The sequence below is a fragment of the Sphingomonas astragali genome (assembly GCF_051400615.1).
In the GTDB taxonomy this organism is placed as follows: Bacteria; Pseudomonadota; Alphaproteobacteria; order Sphingomonadales; family Sphingomonadaceae; genus Sphingomonas.
Genome location: NZ_JBLFFH010000001.1, coordinates 577863 through 595385 on the forward strand (window position 1 = coordinate 577863; position 17523 = coordinate 595385).

A 17523-nucleotide genomic window follows, 5' to 3' on the forward strand; every position below is an offset into this window, starting at 1 on the left:
GGGAGGCGCCGGAAAGGACCTTGCATTCTCTTAGCGCAGCAGCGTCAGGACGCTCTGCTGGCTCTGGTTCGCCTGGGCGAGCATCGCGGTCGATGCCTGGCTCAGGATCTGCGCCTTGGCGAGGGCCGCCGTCTCGGTCGAGAAGTCGGCATCCTCGATACGGCTGCGCGCGTCGGACAGGTTGGTGACGTTGTTGGTCAGGTTGTTGACCACCGACTGGAGACGGCTCTGCGCCGCGCCCAGCGTCGCGCGGGTGGTGTTCACCGTGTCGAGCGCGGTGTCGACCGTGCCCAGCGCGGTGCCGGCGTCGGTGGCATTGGCGACGGTGACGCCGTCGATGCCCAGCGTGATCGCACCGAACGACAGGTCGACGGTGTCGCCCTGGTTCGAGCCGACCTGGATCGACACGGTGCCGCTGGCGCCGGCGGTGCCGTCGAACAGCTTGACGCCGTTGAACTCGGTGTCGCTGATGATCGAGGCGATCTGGCTCTTGAGCGCGGTCACTTCGACGTTGAGGTTGGTGCGGTCGCCGGCATCGTAGGTGCCCGAAGCCGACTGCACCGCCAGCTCGCGGATACGCTGCAGCATATTGGTGACTTCGTTGAGCGCGCCTTCCGCGGTCTGCGACATCGAGATGCCGTCGTTGGCGTTGCGGACCGCCTGGTTCATGCCGCGGATCTGCGCGGTCATCGACGAAGCGATGGCGAGGCCGGCGGCGTCGTCCTTGGCCGAGTTGATGCGCTTGCCGCTCGACAGGCGCTGCATCGCGACGTTGAGGGCGTCGTTCGCCTGGGTCGAGGCGTTGCCCGCGCGCAGCGACGAGATGTTGGTACCGATGACAGTCATGTCTTGTCTCCGTTCAAAGCCGGCGATCCCGTCATCCCCCCGTTCACGGGAGCTCAGGCCGCCACAGGGGGTAACGGCCGGCCGCGGCGGCGATTAAGCACTTTCGCAAACCATCGGGCGGCGAAGGGCAGGTGTCCGCCTTCGAGGCGCATGGCGAGAAAAGGGAATCACGCGCGGGCGGTCGTGCGCCGGGTTTCCTTTTCCGCGCGGACCTGCCCGGAAAGAATTTGCCGCCGGCAGCCGTACTTTACGCGCCATTAACCATCGCTGCGCCATCTGGTCCCCGTCACGGGGGAGCTCATGGTTTCACTTTTTCCATCCGCGGCGGTGATCCGCCAGAAATATGCGCTCGTCTCGGGCCTTCGCGCCCAGGGGTTCGACATCGGCTCGTTCGAGACCGGCCGGCCGACGCCGGGGGACCTGTTCCTGATCGCCGAGGGCGAGACGCCGCCGGTCGCCGGCCGCACGCTGATCGTCGGCGACGGCGAGCTCAAGGCCGTTCCGTTCCGCGACGGCAGTCCCGCGCGGCTGAGTTACGGGCAGGACGACGCCGGCCTCGGCGCCGGCTTCGCCGCGGCGATGCTGCGGCCCGGCGCGCCGGTCGCCGCCGATCCGGAGAGCCTCGCGCTCTATGCGCTGGCCGAACGCATCGCCCAGTCCGACATCACCGTCCTGGTGAACGGCCCGACCGGCACCGGCAAGGAAGTGCTCGCCCGTGCGATCCACCTCGGCAGCACGCGCGCCGACGGACCGTTCATCGCGATCAACTGCGCCGCGCTGCCCGAGACGATGCTCGAGGCGATGCTGTTCGGCCATGTGAAGGGGTCGTTCACGGGCGCCTCTTCGGGCGGCCAGGGCTTCTTCCGCGCCGCCAACGGCGGCACCTTGCTGCTCGACGAGATCGCCGAGATGCCGGTCGCTCTCCAGGCCAAGCTGCTGCGCGCGCTGCAGGAGCGCGAGGTGGTGCCGATCGGCGCGACCGAGGCCGAGAAGGTCGACGTCCGCGTGATCGCCTGCGCCAACCGCGATCTCCAGGCCGAGGTCGCCGCCGGCCGTTTCCGCGCCGACCTCTACTATCGCCTGTCGGTGTTCCCGCTCGCGACGCGCGCGCTCGCCGAGCGCCGTGGCGACATCCCCGCGCTCGCCGCGGCGATGATCGCGCGCCATGCCGGCGACCGCGCGTCGCTGCCGTGGCTGAGCGACGAGGCGCTGGGTGCGCTCCTCCGCCACGACTGGCCGGGCAACGTCCGCGAGCTCGAGAACGTCATCCAGCGCGCGCTGCTGCTGGCGCGCGGCGACCGGATCGAGGCGGGGGACATCGTCTTCGACCGCCCGGCCGCGCCGGTGATGCCCGCCTTCGCCAACGACGGACCAGCCACGCTCGGCAAGGTCGTGCAGATGAGCGAGTTCGCCGCGATCCGTGAGACGCTGGCGGCGTGCGGCGGCAGCCGCGCCGAGACCGCGCGCCGGCTCGGCATCTCGGAGCGGACGCTGCGCTATCGCCTCGCCAAGGCCCGCGAGCAGGGCGAGGATATCGCCCGGATGCCCGATCAGGCGATGTCGGCATGAGCGGCGCGGGCGGCATCAGCGGCGCGATGGGCGTCGACCGGGTGATGGAGCTGCGCGCGCAGATCCTCGAGCGCAACGCCGCGCTCCAGCGCGCCAACGCCGCGGCGGCGGCCGCGCCGGTTGGGCAGGCCAGCCCGGTCGCGAGCTTCACCGACACCTTCAAGCAGGCGGTGACCTCGGTCAACGAGAGCCAGGCCCAGGCCGGCGCGCTCTCCGCCGCCTATGAGCGCGGCGAGACGATCGACATCGCCAAGGTGATGCTCGCCCGCCAGGAGGCCTCGATCGGGTTCGAGGCGACCCTGCAAGTCCGCAACAAGCTCCTTGCCGCATACAAGGACATCATGAGCATGCCGGTATAAGCCATGGCCACCGACCTCGCCACCGTGCCGCAGGGCACGCCGCTCGCCGGGCGCTTCGCCAATCCGCTGAAGCAGATTACCGGTCTCCTCGGCCAGCCGGCCGTCAAACGCTCGCTGCCGCTGATCTTCATGATCGGCCTGGTCGCCGCCGCCGCGCTCGCCTGGGCGACGCTGCGCCAGCCGCCGCAGAAGGTGCTGTTCCCCAATCTCGCCGACAGCGACAAGGGCGCGGTGATGCAGGCGCTGAAGGCTGCCAGCATCACGGCCGACATCGACGAGACCGGCTCGGTCACCGTCGCCGAGGACCAGTATCACAAGGCGCGGATGCTGCTCGCCAGCCAGGACCTGCCCAAGGCGGCGCCGGGCGGCTATGCGCTGCTCGATCAGCTGCCGATGGGCGTCAGCCGCGCCGTCGAGGGCGAGCGCCTGCGCCAGGCGCGCGAGACCGAGCTCGCCCGCTCGATCGAGGAGATCGACACCGTCGCCGAGGCGCGCGTGCATCTCGCCACGCCGGAGAGCACCGTGTTCGTCCGCGACCGGGCGGCGCCGTCGGCCAGCGTGATCCTGAAGCTCCAGCCCGGGCGCGCGCTCAGCGAGGCGCAGGTGCGTTCGATCGTCAACCTCGTCGCCTCGTCGGTGCCGGGGATGAAGCCCGACGCGGTCACCATCGTCGACCAGATGGGTGCGCTGCTCTCCAGGGGCGGCGACGGTGCGGCGAGCGATGCCCGCATCGCCCTCCAGCGCCAGGTCGAGGACAAGGTGCGCGGGCAGATCGGCCAGCTGCTGACCCCGCTGGTCGGCGCCGGCAACTTCACCGCCGAGGTCCAGGCCGACGTCGACATGGACGAGACCCAGGCGACGCGCGAGACCTACGACAAGCAGGGCGCGCTCCGCGCCGAGCAGGGCAACTGGACCGGCAACCAGCCCGCCGGCAGCGCAGGTGCGCCCGGCGGCATCCCCGGCGCGCTGTCGAACTCGCCGCCGGCGCCGGCCACGCTCCAGCTCGGCCAGGGCCAGCAGCCGCCGGTCGCCGACGCCCAGGGCACGCCCGCCACGCCTGCCGGAGCGGCCGCGCAGGCGACGAAGCAGTCGGACAGCTTCACCCGCGCCTATGATCTCGGCAAGGAGGTGTCGGTCACCCGCGCCGCGCCCGGCGGCATCAAGCGGCTGTCGGTCGCGGTGCTGTTGCGCGAGCCCGACAAGGGCCGCCGCACCGCGATGGAGATCCAGCAGATCACCGGGCTCGTCCAGGCCGCGGTCGGCTACGATCCCGCGCGAAGCGACCAGGTGACGGTGATCTCGAAGAAATTTTCCGGCGCGACCGAGGCTGCGCCCGAGCCCGCCTGGTATCAGGCCGAGTGGGTGCCGATGGTGCTGCGCAACGCCACCGCGGTCGTGATCGCGCTCCTCGTGCTGCTGCTCGGCGTCCGCCCGCTCGCCAAGGCGCTGATGAAGAAGCGCGATGAGGCCGGCGGCGCGCGGCTCGCCTTCGCCAGTCCCGAGGCGGCGCCGGGCACCGTCCGCGCCGACGGATCGGGGCCGGTCACGGTCGAGATGCTCGACAACGCCCGCGGCTATGACCAGCGTGTCGGGCTGGTGCGCGGCTTCACCCGCGAGAATCCGGCGCGCGCCGCGCTGGCGGTACGCGACATGATCAAGACGGAGGGCGCGCAATGACCATGCCCGTCCGCCTCTACAACGGCGTCGAGCGCGCCGCCGTGCTGATGATGCTGGTCGGCGAGGAGGAGGCCGCGGCGATCCTCCGGAAGCTCGATCCCGAGGAGGTCCGCCAGCTCGGCAAGGCGATGTTCGCCGTCGCCGACGTCAGCGAGGCCGAGGTCGAGCTGGTGCTCGACGACTTCGTCGCCAGAGCCAAGGAGCGCACCGACGTCGGCTTCGATCCCCGGCCCAAGATCGAGACGATGATGACCCGCGCGCTCGGACCGGACAAGGCCGACAGCGTGCTCTCCCGCATCACCCCGCCCGAGGCGGCGGGGCAGATCGACCTGCTCGACTGGCTCGACGCGAGCGAGATCGCGGCACTGATCGAGAACGAGCATCCGCAGATCGCGGCGGTATTGATCGCCAACCTCGATCCCGCGGTCGCGGCGCAGGTGCTGGAGATCCTGCCCGAGCCGATGCAGCCCGAGGTGGTGCACCGCATCGCCAAGCTCGAACCCGTCTCGCCCGAGGCGCTCGACACGCTGCGCGCGATGCTTTCCAGCCGCGTCGGCAGCGCGGGCGCGCCCGCCGGCGTGCAGCTCGGCGGCACGCGCGAGGCGGCCAGGATCATGCAGAACGCGCGCAAGATCACCGAGGCGCGGGTGATGCCCAAGCTCGCCAAGATCGACCGCGAGGTCGCCCGCGCGATCGAGGAGGCGATGTTCGTCTTCGACAATCTGCTCGAGCTCGACGACAAGAACCTCGGCGTCCTCATCCGCAACATCGACGCCGACACGCTCACCCGCGCGCTCAAGGGCGTCGACGAGGGCGCGCGCGAGCGCTTCCTCTCCTGCATGTCGAGCCGCGCCGCCGACGGCATCCGCGACGAGATGGAGGAGCGCGGACCGATGCGCCTCAGCGAGGTGCTGGAGGCGCAGAAGGCGATCATCGCGATCGCGCGCAGCCTCGCCAAGGACGGCACCATCATCATGAGCGGCGGCGAGGACGACTATGTCTGAGTTCCGCGCCGGCTTCGTCAGCCGGCACGACGCGGCCGCGGCGGCCCTCAGCGCCGCCTTCGCGCTTCCCGCCGGTTTCGAGGCGATCGACCCGCGCGAGCGGGCGAGCAGCCGCGTGACCCCGCGGTCGTTCGTGCCGCAGGGGGAAGAGGGGCCCCGCCACTTCTCCCCGCGCGATCCCGACAGCAATCCGACCGCAGGCTGGAATCCGCTCGATGCCGACATGACGCAGCCGGAGACCGGCGCCTTCATCGACCCGATCGCCGCAGCGCGCGAGGCCGGCTATGCCGAGGGCCTGGCGGCTGGCCTCGCCCAGGCGGCGGCAGATGCCGAGCGCGACCGCGCACTCGCCGAGGCGATCGGCGCAGCGCTGGCAGGCGGCGACCGGCTCGACCGCGAGCGCATCGCGCGCCAGCTCCGCGAGACGGTGATGCTGCTGGTATCGCGGCTGGTGGGCGAAGCGGGAGTGTCGGGCGAGCTGCTCGCGGCGCGGATCGACGCGGCGGTCGAGCTGCTCGCCGATTCGGCCGAATCGGCGCTGCTCCGCCTCCACCCCGCCGACATGGCGCTGATCGAGGGCAAGCTGCCCAAGACGCTGTTCCCGGTCGCGGACCCGGCGGTGGCGCGCGGCAGCTTCGTGCTCGAAAGCGCCTCGACCATCGTCGAGGACGGGCCCGAGCAATGGCTCGACCAGCTCGCCCACGCGATCGACCGGGTGGCGATGCCCAAATGATGAACGCTTTCACCGCCGACTATCTCGACAACCTCGCGCTACGCGATTTCCGGCCGCAACCCAGGGTATCGGGACGGCTCGCTTCCTATGACGGCCTGCTGATGGAAGCGGTCGGCCTGTCGCTGCCGGTCGGGACCGTCTGCACGGTGGGCGAGACGATCGAGGCCGAGGTGATCGGCTTTCGCGACGGCAAGACCTTGCTCATGAACCTCGGCGGTCCCGCACCGCTGCTGCCCAACGCGCCGGTGCGCCCGGTCGGGCCGCCGGGCGAGGCGGAGGTCGGCGCAGCGCTGCTCGGCCGCGTCGTCGACGGCGCCGGCAAGCCGATCGACGGCCTGGGGTCCATCCGCGGCGCCGATCGCTGGCCGCTCGCCGGCCGGCTACAGTCGCCGCTGGACCGGGGAAGGGTGCTCGATCCGCTCGACGTCGGCGTGCGCGCGATCAACGGCCTGCTCACCATCGGCCAGGGTCAGCGGGTCGGCATCATGGCCGGCTCCGGCGTCGGCAAGTCGGTGCTGCTCGGCATGATCGTGCGCGCGGCCAAGGCCGACGTCGTGGTGGTCGGGCTGATCGGCGAGCGCAGCCGCGAGGTCGCCGACTTCCTCGAAACCAAGGTGTCGGGGGAGGCCCGCGCGCGGTCGGTGGTGGTGGCGGTCCCTGCGAACCACTCGCCGGTGCTGCGTATCCGTGGGGCATTGCGCGCGACGGCCATTGCCGAGGCGTTCCGTGCCGAGGGCAAGCGCGTGCTGCTGATCATGGATTCGCTGACCCGCGTCGCCCATGCCGGGCGCGAGATCGGGCTCGCGCTGGGCGAGCCGGCGTCGGCACGCGGCTATCCGCCGTCGGCCATCGCGATGCTGCCGAGCCTGATCGAACGCGCCGGCACCGACGTCACGACCGGGGGCTCGATCACCGCGATCTATACCGTGCTCGCCGACGGCGACGACGGCAACGATCCGGTGGTCGACTCGGCGCGCTCGATCCTCGACGGCCATATCGTGCTCTCCCGCGCGCTCGCCGAGCGCGGCGTCTATCCCGCGATCGACATCGGCCCGTCGGTCAGCCGCGTGATGACCGACATCGCGCCGCGCGAGCACGTCCACGCCGCGCGCGTGCTGCGCCGCCATCTCGCCACCTATGAGGAGAATCGCGATCTGGTGCTGATGGGCGCCTATCGCGCCGGCGCCGATCCCGCGATCGACGCGGCCATCGCCTATCATCCGGCGGTGATGGAATATGTGCGGCAGGACGCCGACCGGGTCGTGCCACTCGGCGAGGCGGTGACCGAGCTGATCGGCGTGTTCGGCGATGGCTGACCGCAACAGGCTGAATCGCCTGCTGCGCGTCCGCACGCTTCAGCTCGGCTGGGTGCGCGCCGAGGAGATCGCGGCCCATGCCCGGCTCGACAGCGAGACCGCGCTCAAGGCGCGCATCGTCCAGCTCGCCGACAACATCACGCCGCAGGAGGCGGAGACGGGCTTCGCCGCGAGCCTCGCCGCCGCGGCCTATTACCGCGACCGGCTCCACGCCTCGGCACTCGCCGCGCAGGCGCGGGTCGAGGCCGCCGAGGCGGGCGTCGAGCGCGCCCGCACCGCCACCCGCGAGGCGCGGCGCGACCAGTCGGCGATCGAGAAGCTGATCGAGCGTACCGAGGCCGAGGAAGCGATCAGGGCGCTGCGCGCGCTCGAGGAAGCCCCGGCCCTCCGGAGAAAACGGCACGCTCCTTGCTGAGCCGGTGGCGAAGCTTCGCCACGGGGGGACTGTCCGCATGATCCAGCTCACGACCCTGCTCGCCACCGGGCCGATCGACGCGCCCCGGCCCGCGGGGTCGATTCCGCCGCTTGCGGCCGATTTCGCGCTCGCGCTGGGCCAGCTGCTGGCTCCGGCGACCAGCCCGCTCGTGCCTGGCGCGGCAGCCGAGATGTCGGCGATCGGGCGGCAAATGCCTGCCGCGGGCGGCAAGGATTTGCCGGTCGGAGACGTGCCGCGCGCCGATGCCGGGACGGCGTTTCTTCTTCCTGACGACGAGATCGCGCGGCCCGCCTTCGAGATGATCGGACAGCGGATCGACCTGACGACGCCGGCAGTCGACGACGCGACCGTAGCCGGCAAGGCGCTTCCCGAGTTGGCCGGAACGGCCGGCACCGCACCGGCGACGGGCAAGCCCAAGGCTGCGGTGCGCATTCGTGCCGAATCCGCGAGCGAGAATCACGCCCGATCCGACGCGGTGGCAATGCCGACGAGCTTACCGGTCACGGAAGCAGGCAAGGAAAGGAACGCGGACCCGGCCTCCGTCGATGCGAAGCCGCGGGAGCGCAGGGCAAAACGGCCGGCATCGGACCTGCCCCACTCGGCGCCGTCGATCGCCGTCGAGCCCGTTCCGGTTCCCGCTGCACCTGTGACCGCAAGGGTCGCACCTCGGTACGAGCCGCAGCAGACGGAGACGCTGCCGCTCGGGATGGCCGCGTCGACACCCGAAATCCATGCCGCGCCAGGTGTCGCGTCAGCGGACGAGCCTGTCCTCGCGGCTGCGGTGCCCGCAACTGCCAGGCCCGCGTCCTTGAACGACAGGAAGGCCGAAACACCGTCACCGGGGATGACCCTATCGGTGCGCGAGCCGCACGCCTCGCCACTCCGGACACCGTCGGCAGCGCAACCACCTGCGGACTCCGCGGTCGCGCGCGAGCCGGTCGATCCGGCCGCGGCACGGCTCGCCAGGCGCGCCGATGCCGATGACGCGGCCGCCACACTCCGCCCGGCGATCGTTTCCGAGACGGCTCAGGCGTCCGTCATCCGCTTGCCCATCGCTTCGACACCGACGCGCCCGCTCCAACCGAGCGAGCCGCCGGTCGCGCTCCCGGCGGAACGGCCGGCGGCTCGCGCCGTCACGGCGGTGTCGCGGCCGGTCACGACCGGGCCGAAGCCGCAACCGGTTATCCTCGCGGGTCCGACGGCGCAGCCGGCCGGCCAAGCCTTTGCCGCAGCGATCTTCGCCGCCGAGCACAGTGGGCCGGTGAAGCGAAACGATGGCTCCCTCGATCCTGTCGGCGCCCTCCCCCTGTCCGGTTACACCGCACCCGCGCAGCAAGCGCCGACCGCAATTCATGCCACCGCCCAGGCGCACGGCGCTCCGCTCGACACCCGCCGCGACGACTGGATGGGTCAGATGATCGAGCGGATCGAGATGATCCGGGACGAGGGCGGCGCGCGCGAGGCGCGTATCCGCCTTGCCCCCGACGCGCTCGGCAAGGTCGACGTGGCGATCCGCCACGACGGCGACGGCGTGCACGTCCAGCTCACCGCCGACACGCCGGCGGCGCGCACGCTGCTCGCCGACGCCGCCCCGCGGCTTGCGGAGATGGCGGAGAGCCGGGGCCTGAAGCTCGGCGGCACCGGCGTCGACTCCGGCAACCCCCAGGCGCAGCCGGACGGTCGCGATCCGCGCCAGCCCGCGGCGCCGCTCCGCCCGCGCGGCCCGGCCACCGCCGACCGAGGCCTCCCAGAAACCAGCGACGAGCGCGTCGCCTGATATCCGAAGGATCGAGCCATGAGCGACAAGACCGAAGAGACACCCAAGAAGAAGAAAGGCGGCCTGGTGAAGCTGCTGATGATCGGCGGCGGCCTGCTGGTGCTGGTCGGCGGCGGCGTCGGCGCCGGGCTCTATGCCGCCTCGATCGGCCTGATCGGCGGCGGCAGCCATGCCGCAGCGCCGAGCGGCCCCCGCCTCGTCCCCGCCTCCGAGCAGAAGCCAGCGGCCGCAGGCGAAGGCGGCGGCCATGGCGAGGAGGGCGAGAGCAAGGGCGCCGGCCACGGTCTTCCCACGCCGGCCGGCTCCGGCGGGGACAAGTACGCCTCCAACTATTACACGCTCGACAAGGAGTTCACCTCCAATCTCAAGGAGAGCGTCCACTTCATCCAGGTCGGCGTCGCCGTCTCCACGCCTTATGACGACACCGTCATCAACAACCTGAAGACGCACGAGATCGCGGTGCGTTCGGCGATCCTGATGGAGCTCGGCAACACCGAGGAGGACAATGTCTTCACCGAGGACGGCAAGCTCGCCATCCAGAAGCGCCTGGCCGCCGCGATCAACCGCACGCTCAAACAAAAAACGGGCTTCGGCGGGGTCAGTAACGTCTACTTTACCAATTTCGTTGTTCAGTGACCGGGCATGGTTAACGACGCGGCAACCACGAACGGCAGCGAACGACGCGGGCGCGCGCGCGCGGCGGCGGAGCATGTCGCGTCGCTGGGCGCCGCGAACCTCAACCCGTTCGGCGACCTGCACACCGTGCAGCATCTCTCCGCCCGCCTCGCGCGGACGCTGCGCGGGGTGTTCGAGCCGGTGCTGCGCCGCTCGGTCAGGAGCTGGGCCGAGCCGCTCGTCGTCCAGCGCTTCGGCGATTATGTCGCCGAGCGCCCGCACGGCCTGACCGCCTGGCTGCCGCTGGTGATGACGCCGGGCGAGGCGCGCGCGCTGATCGTGTTCGACGGCGGCTTCGTGCTCGAGACGCTCGACCTCTATTTCGGCGGCCCCGGCGAGCGCCCCAAGCCGCTGCCGGGCGAATTCACCCCCGCGGCGGAGGCGATGATCGTCCGCCTCGGCCAGATGCTGGCCGAGCCGCTCGCCTCCGCCTGGGAGCCGCTCGCGCGCATCGGCTTCGCGCCCGGCCACCCCGAGGCGAGCCCGGCGATGCTGCAGCGCCTCGACGGCGACGACGCGATGGTGGTGACCCGCTTCGGCATCGCCGCGGGCGAGAGCCACCCGGTGTTCGTCGACATCCTCTATCCGGTCGCCGCGCTGAAGCCGTTCGCACCGACGCTGATGGGCAAGGTCGTCAACGGCCGCTCGACCGCGGTCGAACCCAAGTGGCGCGCCGGCCTGACCCGCGCGGCGATGAACGTGCGCTTCCCTGTCCGCTCGGTGCTGGCCGAGCCGGTCATCTCGCTCGGCCAGCTCATGGAGCTCAAGGTCGGCGACGTGCTGCCGGTCAGCTTCGGCGCCGAGGTGCCGATCATGGTCAACAACGACCGGCTCGGCATCGGCCTGGTCGGCACCGCCAACGGTCGCGCCGCGATCCGCATCACCCAGCTCAACCGCTTCGACGAAGAGGAAGCCGTCCAATGAACGACATGACCGGCGCCATTCCGGTCGATCCGTCCGTCGCCGCCAATTTCCGGCTGCTGCAGGACGTCGACGTCAAGCTTACGGTCGAGATCGGCTCGACCTCGCTCACGCTGCGCGAGCTGCTCGCGCTGGGCGAAGCGAGCGTGATCGAGCTCGACCGCCACGCAAACGAGCTGCTCGACGTGTTCGTCAACGGCACGCTGATCGGCCGCGGCGAGGTCGTAACCGTCGGCGAGAAGTTCGGCGTGCGCATGACCGAGCTGGTCAGCCCCGACAAGCGGGCCGCCCGCTGATGATGTGGGGCTATGTCCTGAAGCTGGTCGTGCTGCTGCCGCTCGTCTGCGGCCTGCTGATCGGCTGTCTCTACCTGTGGCGCCGGCTCGAGGCGCGGATGCCCGGCAACCAGGGCGAGCGGCTGCTCAAGGTGCGCGAGACGATGATGATCTCGCCGGGCCTTCGCCTCGCGGTGCTCGATTTCGAGGGACGGCGGCTGCTGGTCTCGGTCGGCCGCGGCGGAGTCAATCTGATCGACAAGGCCGACCAGTGACGCTTTCCGATTTCCTGCCCGCCGCCCGGAGCAATTCGGGCCGGACGCTCCGCGCGCTGCTGGTGGTGCTCGCGGTCATCACCACACTGCTGATCGCCTTCCCGGCCTTCGCGCAGGCCACTCCGGCGGTGCCCGCGCCCGCAACACCTGGCGTCGGCGATGCGGTCGACCGGGCGCTCGGCGATCTCGGCGGCGGCAATGCGCCGCTCAGCCTCTCGCTGCAGATCCTCATCATCATGGGGCTGCTCACGATCCTGCCGGGCATCCTGCTCATGATGACCAGCTTCACCCGGATCGTGATCGTGCTGGCGATCCTGCGCCAGGCGCTCGGTCTCCAGCAGTCGCCGCCCAATCAGGTGCTGATCGGCCTTTCGCTGTTCCTGAGCTTCTTCGTGATGGCCCCGGTGATCGGCGAGATCAACACCGCGGCGATCCAGCCCTATGCCGCAAGCCGCATCGGCGCGACCGACATGATCGCGACCGCCGCCAAGCCGCTCCACGCCTTCATGGTCAAGCAGACCCGGGTCAAGGACGTGACGATGTTCGCCGGCATGGCGAAGAGCGGCCCCTACGCGAACTCGGCGGACGTGCCCTTCGCGGTGCTGCTCCCGGCCTTCGTCACCAGCGAGCTCAAGACCGCCTTCCAGATCGGCTTCCTGATCTTCCTGCCGTTCATCATCATCGACCTGGTGGTGGCGACGGTGCTGATGTCGCTGGGCATGATGATGCTGAGCCCACAGATCATCTCGCTGCCGTTCAAGCTGCTGCTGTTCGTCCTCGTCGACGGCTGGGCGCTGACGATGGGCAGCCTCGCCAACAGCTTCGTGAGCTAGTGCGATGGACGCCGATTACTTCCTGACGGTCGCGCGCGAGGCGATGTGGGTGCTCGCCCTCGCCGCCGCGCCGATCCTGATCCCGGCGCTGCTCTCCGGCCTGATCCTCGGCATGATCCAGGCGGCGACCTCGATCAACGAGCAGACGCTGAGCTTCGTCCCCAAGCTGATCGTGGTGGCGGTCAGCCTGGTGATCTTCGGCGGGATGATCCTGGGGCTCCTCAGCGATTTCACGCTCAGCATCTTCGAGCGCATTCCGGATTTGGTGAAATGACCCAAACCCTCTCCCGTTGGGAGAGGGAGGGACCCGCTCGGCGCCAGCCGAGTGGGAGGGTGAGGGTGACTACCGCTCACCGCAGTCGCCCTCACCCTCCCGCCGCCTTCGGCGGCTCCTACCCTCTCCCACAGGGAGAGGGAGAGGGACAGTGATGGGCTTCGGCCTCTCGATCGAGCCGCAGCTCTGGACGCTCTTGTTCTGCATGGTGCGGATCGGCGCTGCGTTCGTCGCGGCGCCGGTGTTCAGCGCGGTGGCGGTGCCGCTGCCCGTCAGGATCGCGCTCGCGGGCGCGATCGGGGTGCTGGTGATGAACGTCACGCAGATCCGCGCGCCCGAGCAGATCTTCGCACTCGCGACCTTCCTCGCGGTGGCATCGGAAGCGCTGGTCGGCCTCGCGCTCGGCTTCGTGCTCCAGATCGCCTTCGCCGCGCCGCTGGTCGCCGGCGAGCTGATCGGCGGCTCGATGGGAATCGGCTTCGCCGCCCAGATCGATCCGCAGCATGGCGTCTCCACTCCCGCGATCGGCAACTTCCTATCGGTGCTGCTGACGCTCCTGTTCCTCTCGGTCGACGGCCATCTCGTGCTCGTCGACCTCGTCGTGCGCAGCTACGAGGCGCTGCCGCCGGGCGCCGCCTGGATCGCGCCGGGGCAGCTCATGAACATCGCGCTGTTCGGCGGCTATACCTTCCTCGCCGGGCTGTTGCTGGCGCTGCCGGTCGGCTTCCTGCTGCTGTGCCTCAATGTCATCGTCGGAATGCTGTCGCGCTCGGCGCCGGCCCTCAACCTGTTCGCGGTCGGCCTGCCCGCCAGCCTCGCGGTCGGCGTGATCGCGATGTTCATCGCGCTGCCGGCGATGGGCGACTATATGCAGGTGATCGTCCGGGAGGCGCTCGACATGGCCGCCAAGCTGGTGCTCGGCTGATGGCGGAGGGCGAGCGCACCGAAGCCCCGACATCCAAGCGCCTGCAGAAAGCGCGGGACGAGGGCGACGTCCTTCGATCGCGCGAGTTCGCCTCGGCGCTGGTGATCCTGATCGGCTGCGGCTGGATGGTGTTCTTCGGCCCCGGACTGCTGCGCGCCTGTCGGCAGGTGATGGCGGCGAGCTTCGCCTTCGGGCGCAACGACGTCGAGCATTTCGAACCGTTCCGCCCGCTCGCCGAAGCCGGCTGGAAGCTGGCGCCGTCGCTGGGCGCCCTGTTCGCGGTGGCGCTCGCCGCGGCGGTGCTGAGCCAGGCCGGCCTCGGCGCGCTCACCTTCAACGCCAAGAACCTCGGCTTCAAGGCCAGCAAGCTGAACCCGGCGAGCGGGCTCAAGCGCATCTTCGGCCTGCAGGGCTGGATCGAGCTCGCCAAATCGCTGCTCAAGGTGCTGCTGCTGGGGTCGATCGGCCTGTGGATGCTGTGGCGTACCGCCGAGGGATCGATGGGTCTCGTCTCGTCCGACCTTGATCGCGCGGTGGGATCGCTCGGCTCGACCTTCCTCGTCCTGCTGTTCGCGATGGCCGGCGGGCTGGTCGCGATCGCCGCGATCGACGTGCCGGTCGCTGCCTTCCGCCGCCTCCAGAACCTGCGCATGACCAAGCAGGAGGTGAAGGAGGAGCACAAGGAAAGCGAGGGCTCGCCCGAGGTGAAGGCGGCGATCCGCGCCAAGCAGCGCGCGGTGCTGAAGCGCAGCTTCAGGAAGGCGGTGGCCGAGGCGCATGTCGTGCTCACCAACCCGACCCATTTCGCGGTGGCGCTGCGCTATGACCGGATGAGCGACCAGGTGCCGGTGGTGGTCGCCAAGGGCCGCGGCGAGACCGCGCTCGCGATCCGCGATCTCGCCGGCGAGATGGCGGTGCCGGTGCTCGAATATCCGACGCTCGCCCGCGCGGTCTATTATACCAGCCAGGAGGGGCAGGAGGTCCGCGACGACCTCTACCTCGCGATCGCGACGGTGCTCGCCTTCGTGTTCGGCCTCAACGTTCAGGCGGGCGGCGCGCCGCCGCCGGTCACGGTGCCCGAGACCGCGCGGTTCGACGAGAATGGACGGAAAACGGCGACCGTCCACTAAACCTCCGCCGTCCGCGGCCGCTTATTCTTTTGAAGGGGAAAGAGCCGATGGTCGATTCGATTGCCAAGACGCTCGGGGTCGGTTCGGGCATCGACATCCAGGCGCTGGTGACCTCGCTGCTCGATGCGCAGTTCGACACGCGCACCAAGCAGCTCGACCAGCGCGAGGAAACGCTGACCGCGCAGGTCTCGGCGGTATCGCAGCTCAAGAACGGCATCACCGGCTTCAACACCGCGCTCAAGTCGCTGGTGACCGGCGGCACGCTCCAGACCCAGCCGACCAGCGCCAACACGTCGATCGTCAAGGTGAGCGCCCTCGCCGGCGCCAAGCTCTCCGGGCTCAGCGCCACCGTCGAGGTGCGTGCGCTCGCCTCGGCGCAGGTCGCGAGCACGGCGGCCGCCATTCCTGCCGGCACGCGCATCGGCACCGGGACGCTCCAGTTCGCCTTCGCCGACGGCACCAGCGTCGCGCCGATCACGATCGGCGACGGCGACGCGACGCTGTCGGGCATCGCCGCCAAGATCACCGCCGCAGGCATCGGTATCACCGCGTCGGTGGTGAGCGATTCGACCGGCGAGCGGCTGGTGATGAAGGGCGCGAGCGGCGAGGCCAAGGCGTTCACGCTCGCCGCTAGCGAGACCGCAGGCGACGAGGGCCTCGCCGCGTTGAACGTCGGCGGCGGCGCGACCGGCACCGAGATCGTCTCCGAGGCGGCCGACGCGGTCGTCGCCGTCGACGGCGTCGAGGTGCGCCGGTCGGCCAATGTCATCACCGACCTCATCCCCGGCGTCCGGCTCGACCTCCAGTCGGCCGCGATCGGCACCAGGGTCGCGATCGGCAGCACGCCCTCGACCGAGGCGCTGACGCAGGCGGTGAACGACGTCGTTTCCACCTATAACGAGCTCTACGCGATGCTGGAGGAGGCGACCGACCCGGTCAGCGGCAGCCTCGCCCGCGATCCCGGCGCGCGCGACATGCTGAGCCGTTTGCGCGAGCTCACCACCGTCGACCTGACCAGGGCCGGCGACGACAGCCCCAACAGCCTGGCCGCGATCGGCGTCGTCACCAACCGCGACGGCACGCTCAGCCTCGATTCCGCAAAGCTCACCGCGCAGCTCGCCAAGGCGCCCGACGCGATCGAGGCGATGTTCACCGATCGCGGCGACGGCACCGGCCTGTCCTCGGCGCTCAACGCCGTCACGATCGCGGTGACCAGCCGCACCTCGGGCCTCGGCGCCAGCGAGACGCGCTACGACAAGGCGCAGACCACGCTGGGCGAGGACCGCGACAAGCTGTCGGCCGACGAGGAGACGACGCGCACGCGCCTGACCCAGCAGTTCGGCAGCATGGATGCCAAGGTCGCCGTCTACAAGAGCACGCAGAGCTTCCTGGAGCAGCAGATCGCCGCCTGGAACAGCGACGACTGAGCCCGGCACATGCGCTATTCCTCCGCCTTCGCGCGTCCCGAGGACACCTATCGGGCGGTCGACCTGGCCGGCCGCACCGGCGGGGAGGACCCGGCCGGACTGGTCTCGCTGCTCTATGCCGAGGCCGCGCGGGCGCTGCGCACCGCCGCCTGGGCGGCCGAGCACCGCCGCTTCGACGTCAAGGGCGAGCGCGTGACGCGCGCGTTGTCCATCCTGTTCGCGCTCGAAGGTGGGCTCGACTTCGACAGGGGGGGTGAGGTGTCGAAGACGCTCGCCCGCGTCTATCAGGGTGCACGCGCCGAGCTGGTCGAGGCGAGCCTCGACGCCGATCCTCGTCGCTTCATCGCCATCGCCGAGATGATCGAGGAGATCGCCGCAGCGTGGGAGACCGTGCGGCGGGGATAGACCGCGGTCTGTCCTCCGTCACAAGGCCGGGTCGGCCTTCGCTGGGATGGCAGGGAAGGCGGAAGGACCGGAAAAAGGATGCGCCGAGCCGCACCTTCGACTAACCGCGTCGCATGAGCCAGCCGCATATCGTCGCTCTCGGGGGCACCACGCGCGCCGAATCAGCCACGGGCCGCACGCTGGCGACGGCGCTGCAGATCGCCGAGGCGCGCGGCGCACACACGACGTTGCTCACGGGCGAGGCGATCGACTTCCCGAACTATGACCCGGCCGGGATCGAGAGCAGCGCCGAGATCGACGCCTTCCTCGCCGCGCTGCGCCGCGCCGACGGGATCATCCTCGGTTCGCCGGGCTATCACGGCACCTTCTCCGGCCTGGTCAAGAACGCGCTCGACCATGTCGAGCTGATGGCCAACGACGAGCGACCCTATTTCAGCGGGATGCCGGTCGGGCAGATCGCGATCGCCGCCGGCTGGCAGGCTGCGGTGTCGACGCTGACGGGCCTTCGCACCATCACCCATGCGCTGCGCGGCTGGCCGACGCCGCTGGGGGTCGCGATCAATTCGGCCGAACCCGAGGCCGTCGCCCGCGCCGAGCCGCAGATCGCGCTGATGGTCGGGCAGATCCTGGATTTTCTGGCGCGGCGCTAAGCCCTTTGCTCTAAAG

General features: G+C 70.4%; 20 protein-coding genes. 19 read left to right on the forward strand and 1 reads right to left on the reverse strand.

Annotation, left to right across the window (positions count from 1 at the left end; translation table 11 throughout):
* Positions 1 to 30: 30 nt before the first annotated feature.
* A complete protein-coding gene (locus ACMGER_RS02880; protein WP_436810616.1) occupies positions 31 to 846 on the reverse strand; it encodes a flagellin N-terminal helical domain-containing protein in 816 nt (271 codons plus the stop codon).
* A gap of 300 nt (positions 847 to 1146) precedes the next feature.
* Between ACMGER_RS02880 and ACMGER_RS02885 the strand changes: the two genes are divergently transcribed.
* The 19 genes from ACMGER_RS02885 to ACMGER_RS02975 all read left to right on the forward strand — a co-directional run bounded on the left by ACMGER_RS02885 (position 1147) and on the right by ACMGER_RS02975 (position 17507).
* A complete protein-coding gene (locus ACMGER_RS02885) occupies positions 1147 to 2415 on the forward strand; it encodes a sigma-54 interaction domain-containing protein (RefSeq protein ID WP_436810617.1) in 1269 nt (422 codons plus the stop codon).
* Positions 2412 to 2774, forward strand: a complete 363-nt coding sequence (gene fliE, locus ACMGER_RS02890; protein WP_436810618.1) for a flagellar hook-basal body complex protein FliE — start codon at positions 2412 to 2414, stop codon at positions 2772 to 2774. The genes ACMGER_RS02885 and fliE overlap by 4 nt, the downstream gene beginning before the upstream one ends.
* 3 nt (positions 2775 to 2777) lie before the next feature.
* Entirely contained in the window at positions 2778 to 4451 is a 1674-nt protein-coding gene (gene fliF / locus ACMGER_RS02895; RefSeq protein WP_436810619.1) for a flagellar basal-body MS-ring/collar protein FliF, read from the forward strand.
* Positions 4448 to 5455: a flagellar motor switch protein FliG gene (fliG, locus tag ACMGER_RS02900; RefSeq protein ID WP_436810620.1), complete on the forward strand. Its 1008-nt coding sequence runs from the start codon at positions 4448 to 4450 to the stop codon at positions 5453 to 5455. The genes fliF and fliG overlap by 4 nt, the downstream gene beginning before the upstream one ends.
* Positions 5448 to 6188, forward strand: a complete 741-nt coding sequence (locus ACMGER_RS02905) for a FliH/SctL family protein (RefSeq protein WP_436810621.1) — start codon at positions 5448 to 5450, stop codon at positions 6186 to 6188. Before fliG ends, ACMGER_RS02905 begins: the two co-directional genes overlap by 8 nt.
* Positions 6185 to 7504: a FliI/YscN family ATPase gene (locus tag ACMGER_RS02910; protein ID WP_436810622.1), complete on the forward strand. Its 1320-nt coding sequence runs from the start codon at positions 6185 to 6187 to the stop codon at positions 7502 to 7504. Before ACMGER_RS02905 ends, ACMGER_RS02910 begins: the two co-directional genes overlap by 4 nt.
* Positions 7497 to 7919 carry a hypothetical protein gene (locus ACMGER_RS02915; protein WP_436810623.1) on the forward strand — a complete coding sequence of 141 codons (423 nt, stop codon included), beginning with the start codon at positions 7497 to 7499 and terminating at the stop codon, positions 7917 to 7919. The genes ACMGER_RS02910 and ACMGER_RS02915 overlap by 8 nt, the downstream gene beginning before the upstream one ends.
* Positions 7920 to 7956: 37 nt before the next feature.
* The gene (locus tag ACMGER_RS02920) at positions 7957 to 9717 is read left to right on the forward strand and encodes a flagellar hook-length control protein FliK (RefSeq protein WP_436810624.1); all 1761 of its coding nucleotides are present in this window, start codon (positions 7957 to 7959) and stop codon (positions 9715 to 9717) included.
* A gap of 18 nt (positions 9718 to 9735) precedes the next feature.
* On the forward strand, positions 9736 to 10353 hold the full coding sequence (locus ACMGER_RS02925; protein ID WP_436810625.1) for a flagellar basal body-associated FliL family protein: 618 nt from the start codon (positions 9736 to 9738) through the stop codon (positions 10351 to 10353).
* A gap of 6 nt (positions 10354 to 10359) precedes the next feature.
* Positions 10360 to 11316, forward strand: coding sequence for a flagellar motor switch protein FliM (locus tag ACMGER_RS02930; RefSeq protein WP_436810626.1), 957 nt, complete (start codon positions 10360 to 10362; stop codon positions 11314 to 11316).
* Positions 11313 to 11609, forward strand: coding sequence for a flagellar motor switch protein FliN (gene fliN, locus ACMGER_RS02935; protein ID WP_436810627.1), 297 nt, complete (start codon positions 11313 to 11315; stop codon positions 11607 to 11609). Before ACMGER_RS02930 ends, fliN begins: the two co-directional genes overlap by 4 nt.
* Positions 11609 to 11863 (forward strand): flagellar biosynthetic protein FliO, encoded by a 255-nt coding sequence (locus ACMGER_RS02940; protein WP_436810628.1) that lies wholly within the window; start codon positions 11609 to 11611, stop codon positions 11861 to 11863. Before fliN ends, ACMGER_RS02940 begins: the two co-directional genes overlap by 1 nt.
* Before the next feature lie 56 nt (positions 11864 to 11919).
* A complete protein-coding gene (gene fliP, locus ACMGER_RS02945) occupies positions 11920 to 12696 on the forward strand; it encodes a flagellar type III secretion system pore protein FliP (RefSeq protein ID WP_436811650.1) in 777 nt (258 codons plus the stop codon).
* A gap of 4 nt (positions 12697 to 12700) precedes the next feature.
* Positions 12701 to 12970, forward strand: a complete 270-nt coding sequence (gene fliQ, locus ACMGER_RS02950; protein WP_233784395.1) for a flagellar biosynthesis protein FliQ — start codon at positions 12701 to 12703, stop codon at positions 12968 to 12970.
* 154 nt (positions 12971 to 13124) lie between these two features.
* Positions 13125 to 13895, forward strand: a complete 771-nt coding sequence (gene fliR, locus ACMGER_RS02955) for a flagellar biosynthetic protein FliR (protein ID WP_436811651.1) — start codon at positions 13125 to 13127, stop codon at positions 13893 to 13895.
* Positions 13895 to 15025 carry a flagellar type III secretion system protein FlhB gene (gene flhB, locus ACMGER_RS02960; RefSeq protein ID WP_436810629.1) on the forward strand — a complete coding sequence of 377 codons (1131 nt, stop codon included), beginning with the start codon at positions 13895 to 13897 and terminating at the stop codon, positions 15023 to 15025. The genes fliR and flhB overlap by 1 nt, the downstream gene beginning before the upstream one ends.
* Before the next feature lie 47 nt (positions 15026 to 15072).
* Positions 15073 to 16452, forward strand: coding sequence for a flagellar filament capping protein FliD (gene fliD, locus ACMGER_RS02965; protein ID WP_436810630.1), 1380 nt, complete (start codon positions 15073 to 15075; stop codon positions 16450 to 16452).
* Between the two features lie 9 nt (positions 16453 to 16461).
* Entirely contained in the window at positions 16462 to 16857 is a 396-nt protein-coding gene (locus tag ACMGER_RS02970; RefSeq protein ID WP_436810631.1) for a flagellar export chaperone FliS, read from the forward strand.
* Positions 16858 to 16970: 113 nt separating this feature from the next.
* Complete coding sequence (locus ACMGER_RS02975) at positions 16971 to 17507, forward strand: NADPH-dependent FMN reductase (protein WP_436810632.1); 537 nt, start codon at positions 16971 to 16973, stop codon at positions 17505 to 17507.
* The last annotated feature ends 16 nt before the right edge of the window (positions 17508 to 17523 follow it).

Excerpts from the sequence above, each read along its gene's own strand:
- ACMGER_RS02880 (WP_436810616.1), bottom strand. The coding sequence starts at position 846 with ATGACTGTCATCGGTACCAACATCTCGTCGCTGCGCGCGGGCAACGCC.
- ACMGER_RS02885 (WP_436810617.1), top strand. The coding sequence starts at position 1,147 with ATGGTTTCACTTTTTCCATCCGCGGCGGTGATCCGCCAGAAATATGCG.
- fliE (WP_436810618.1), top strand. The coding sequence starts at position 2,412 with ATGAGCGGCGCGGGCGGCATCAGCGGCGCGATGGGCGTCGACCGGGTG.
- fliF (WP_436810619.1), top strand. The coding sequence starts at position 2,778 with ATGGCCACCGACCTCGCCACCGTGCCGCAGGGCACGCCGCTCGCCGGG.
- fliG (WP_436810620.1), top strand. The coding sequence starts at position 4,448 with ATGACCATGCCCGTCCGCCTCTACAACGGCGTCGAGCGCGCCGCCGTG.
- ACMGER_RS02905 (WP_436810621.1), top strand. The coding sequence starts at position 5,448 with ATGTCTGAGTTCCGCGCCGGCTTCGTCAGCCGGCACGACGCGGCCGCG.
- ACMGER_RS02910 (WP_436810622.1), top strand. The coding sequence starts at position 6,185 with ATGATGAACGCTTTCACCGCCGACTATCTCGACAACCTCGCGCTACGC.
- ACMGER_RS02915 (WP_436810623.1), top strand. The coding sequence starts at position 7,497 with ATGGCTGACCGCAACAGGCTGAATCGCCTGCTGCGCGTCCGCACGCTT.
- ACMGER_RS02920 (WP_436810624.1), top strand. The coding sequence starts at position 7,957 with ATGATCCAGCTCACGACCCTGCTCGCCACCGGGCCGATCGACGCGCCC.
- ACMGER_RS02925 (WP_436810625.1), top strand. The coding sequence starts at position 9,736 with ATGAGCGACAAGACCGAAGAGACACCCAAGAAGAAGAAAGGCGGCCTG.
- ACMGER_RS02930 (WP_436810626.1), top strand. The coding sequence starts at position 10,360 with ATGGTTAACGACGCGGCAACCACGAACGGCAGCGAACGACGCGGGCGC.
- fliN (WP_436810627.1), top strand. The coding sequence starts at position 11,313 with ATGAACGACATGACCGGCGCCATTCCGGTCGATCCGTCCGTCGCCGCC.
- ACMGER_RS02940 (WP_436810628.1), top strand. The coding sequence starts at position 11,609 with ATGATGTGGGGCTATGTCCTGAAGCTGGTCGTGCTGCTGCCGCTCGTC.
- fliQ (WP_233784395.1), top strand. The coding sequence starts at position 12,701 with ATGGACGCCGATTACTTCCTGACGGTCGCGCGCGAGGCGATGTGGGTG.
- fliR (WP_436811651.1), top strand. The coding sequence starts at position 13,125 with ATGGGCTTCGGCCTCTCGATCGAGCCGCAGCTCTGGACGCTCTTGTTC.
- flhB (WP_436810629.1), top strand. The coding sequence starts at position 13,895 with ATGGCGGAGGGCGAGCGCACCGAAGCCCCGACATCCAAGCGCCTGCAG.
- fliD (WP_436810630.1), top strand. The coding sequence starts at position 15,073 with ATGGTCGATTCGATTGCCAAGACGCTCGGGGTCGGTTCGGGCATCGAC.
- ACMGER_RS02970 (WP_436810631.1), top strand. The coding sequence starts at position 16,462 with ATGCGCTATTCCTCCGCCTTCGCGCGTCCCGAGGACACCTATCGGGCG.
- ACMGER_RS02975 (WP_436810632.1), top strand. The coding sequence starts at position 16,971 with ATGAGCCAGCCGCATATCGTCGCTCTCGGGGGCACCACGCGCGCCGAA.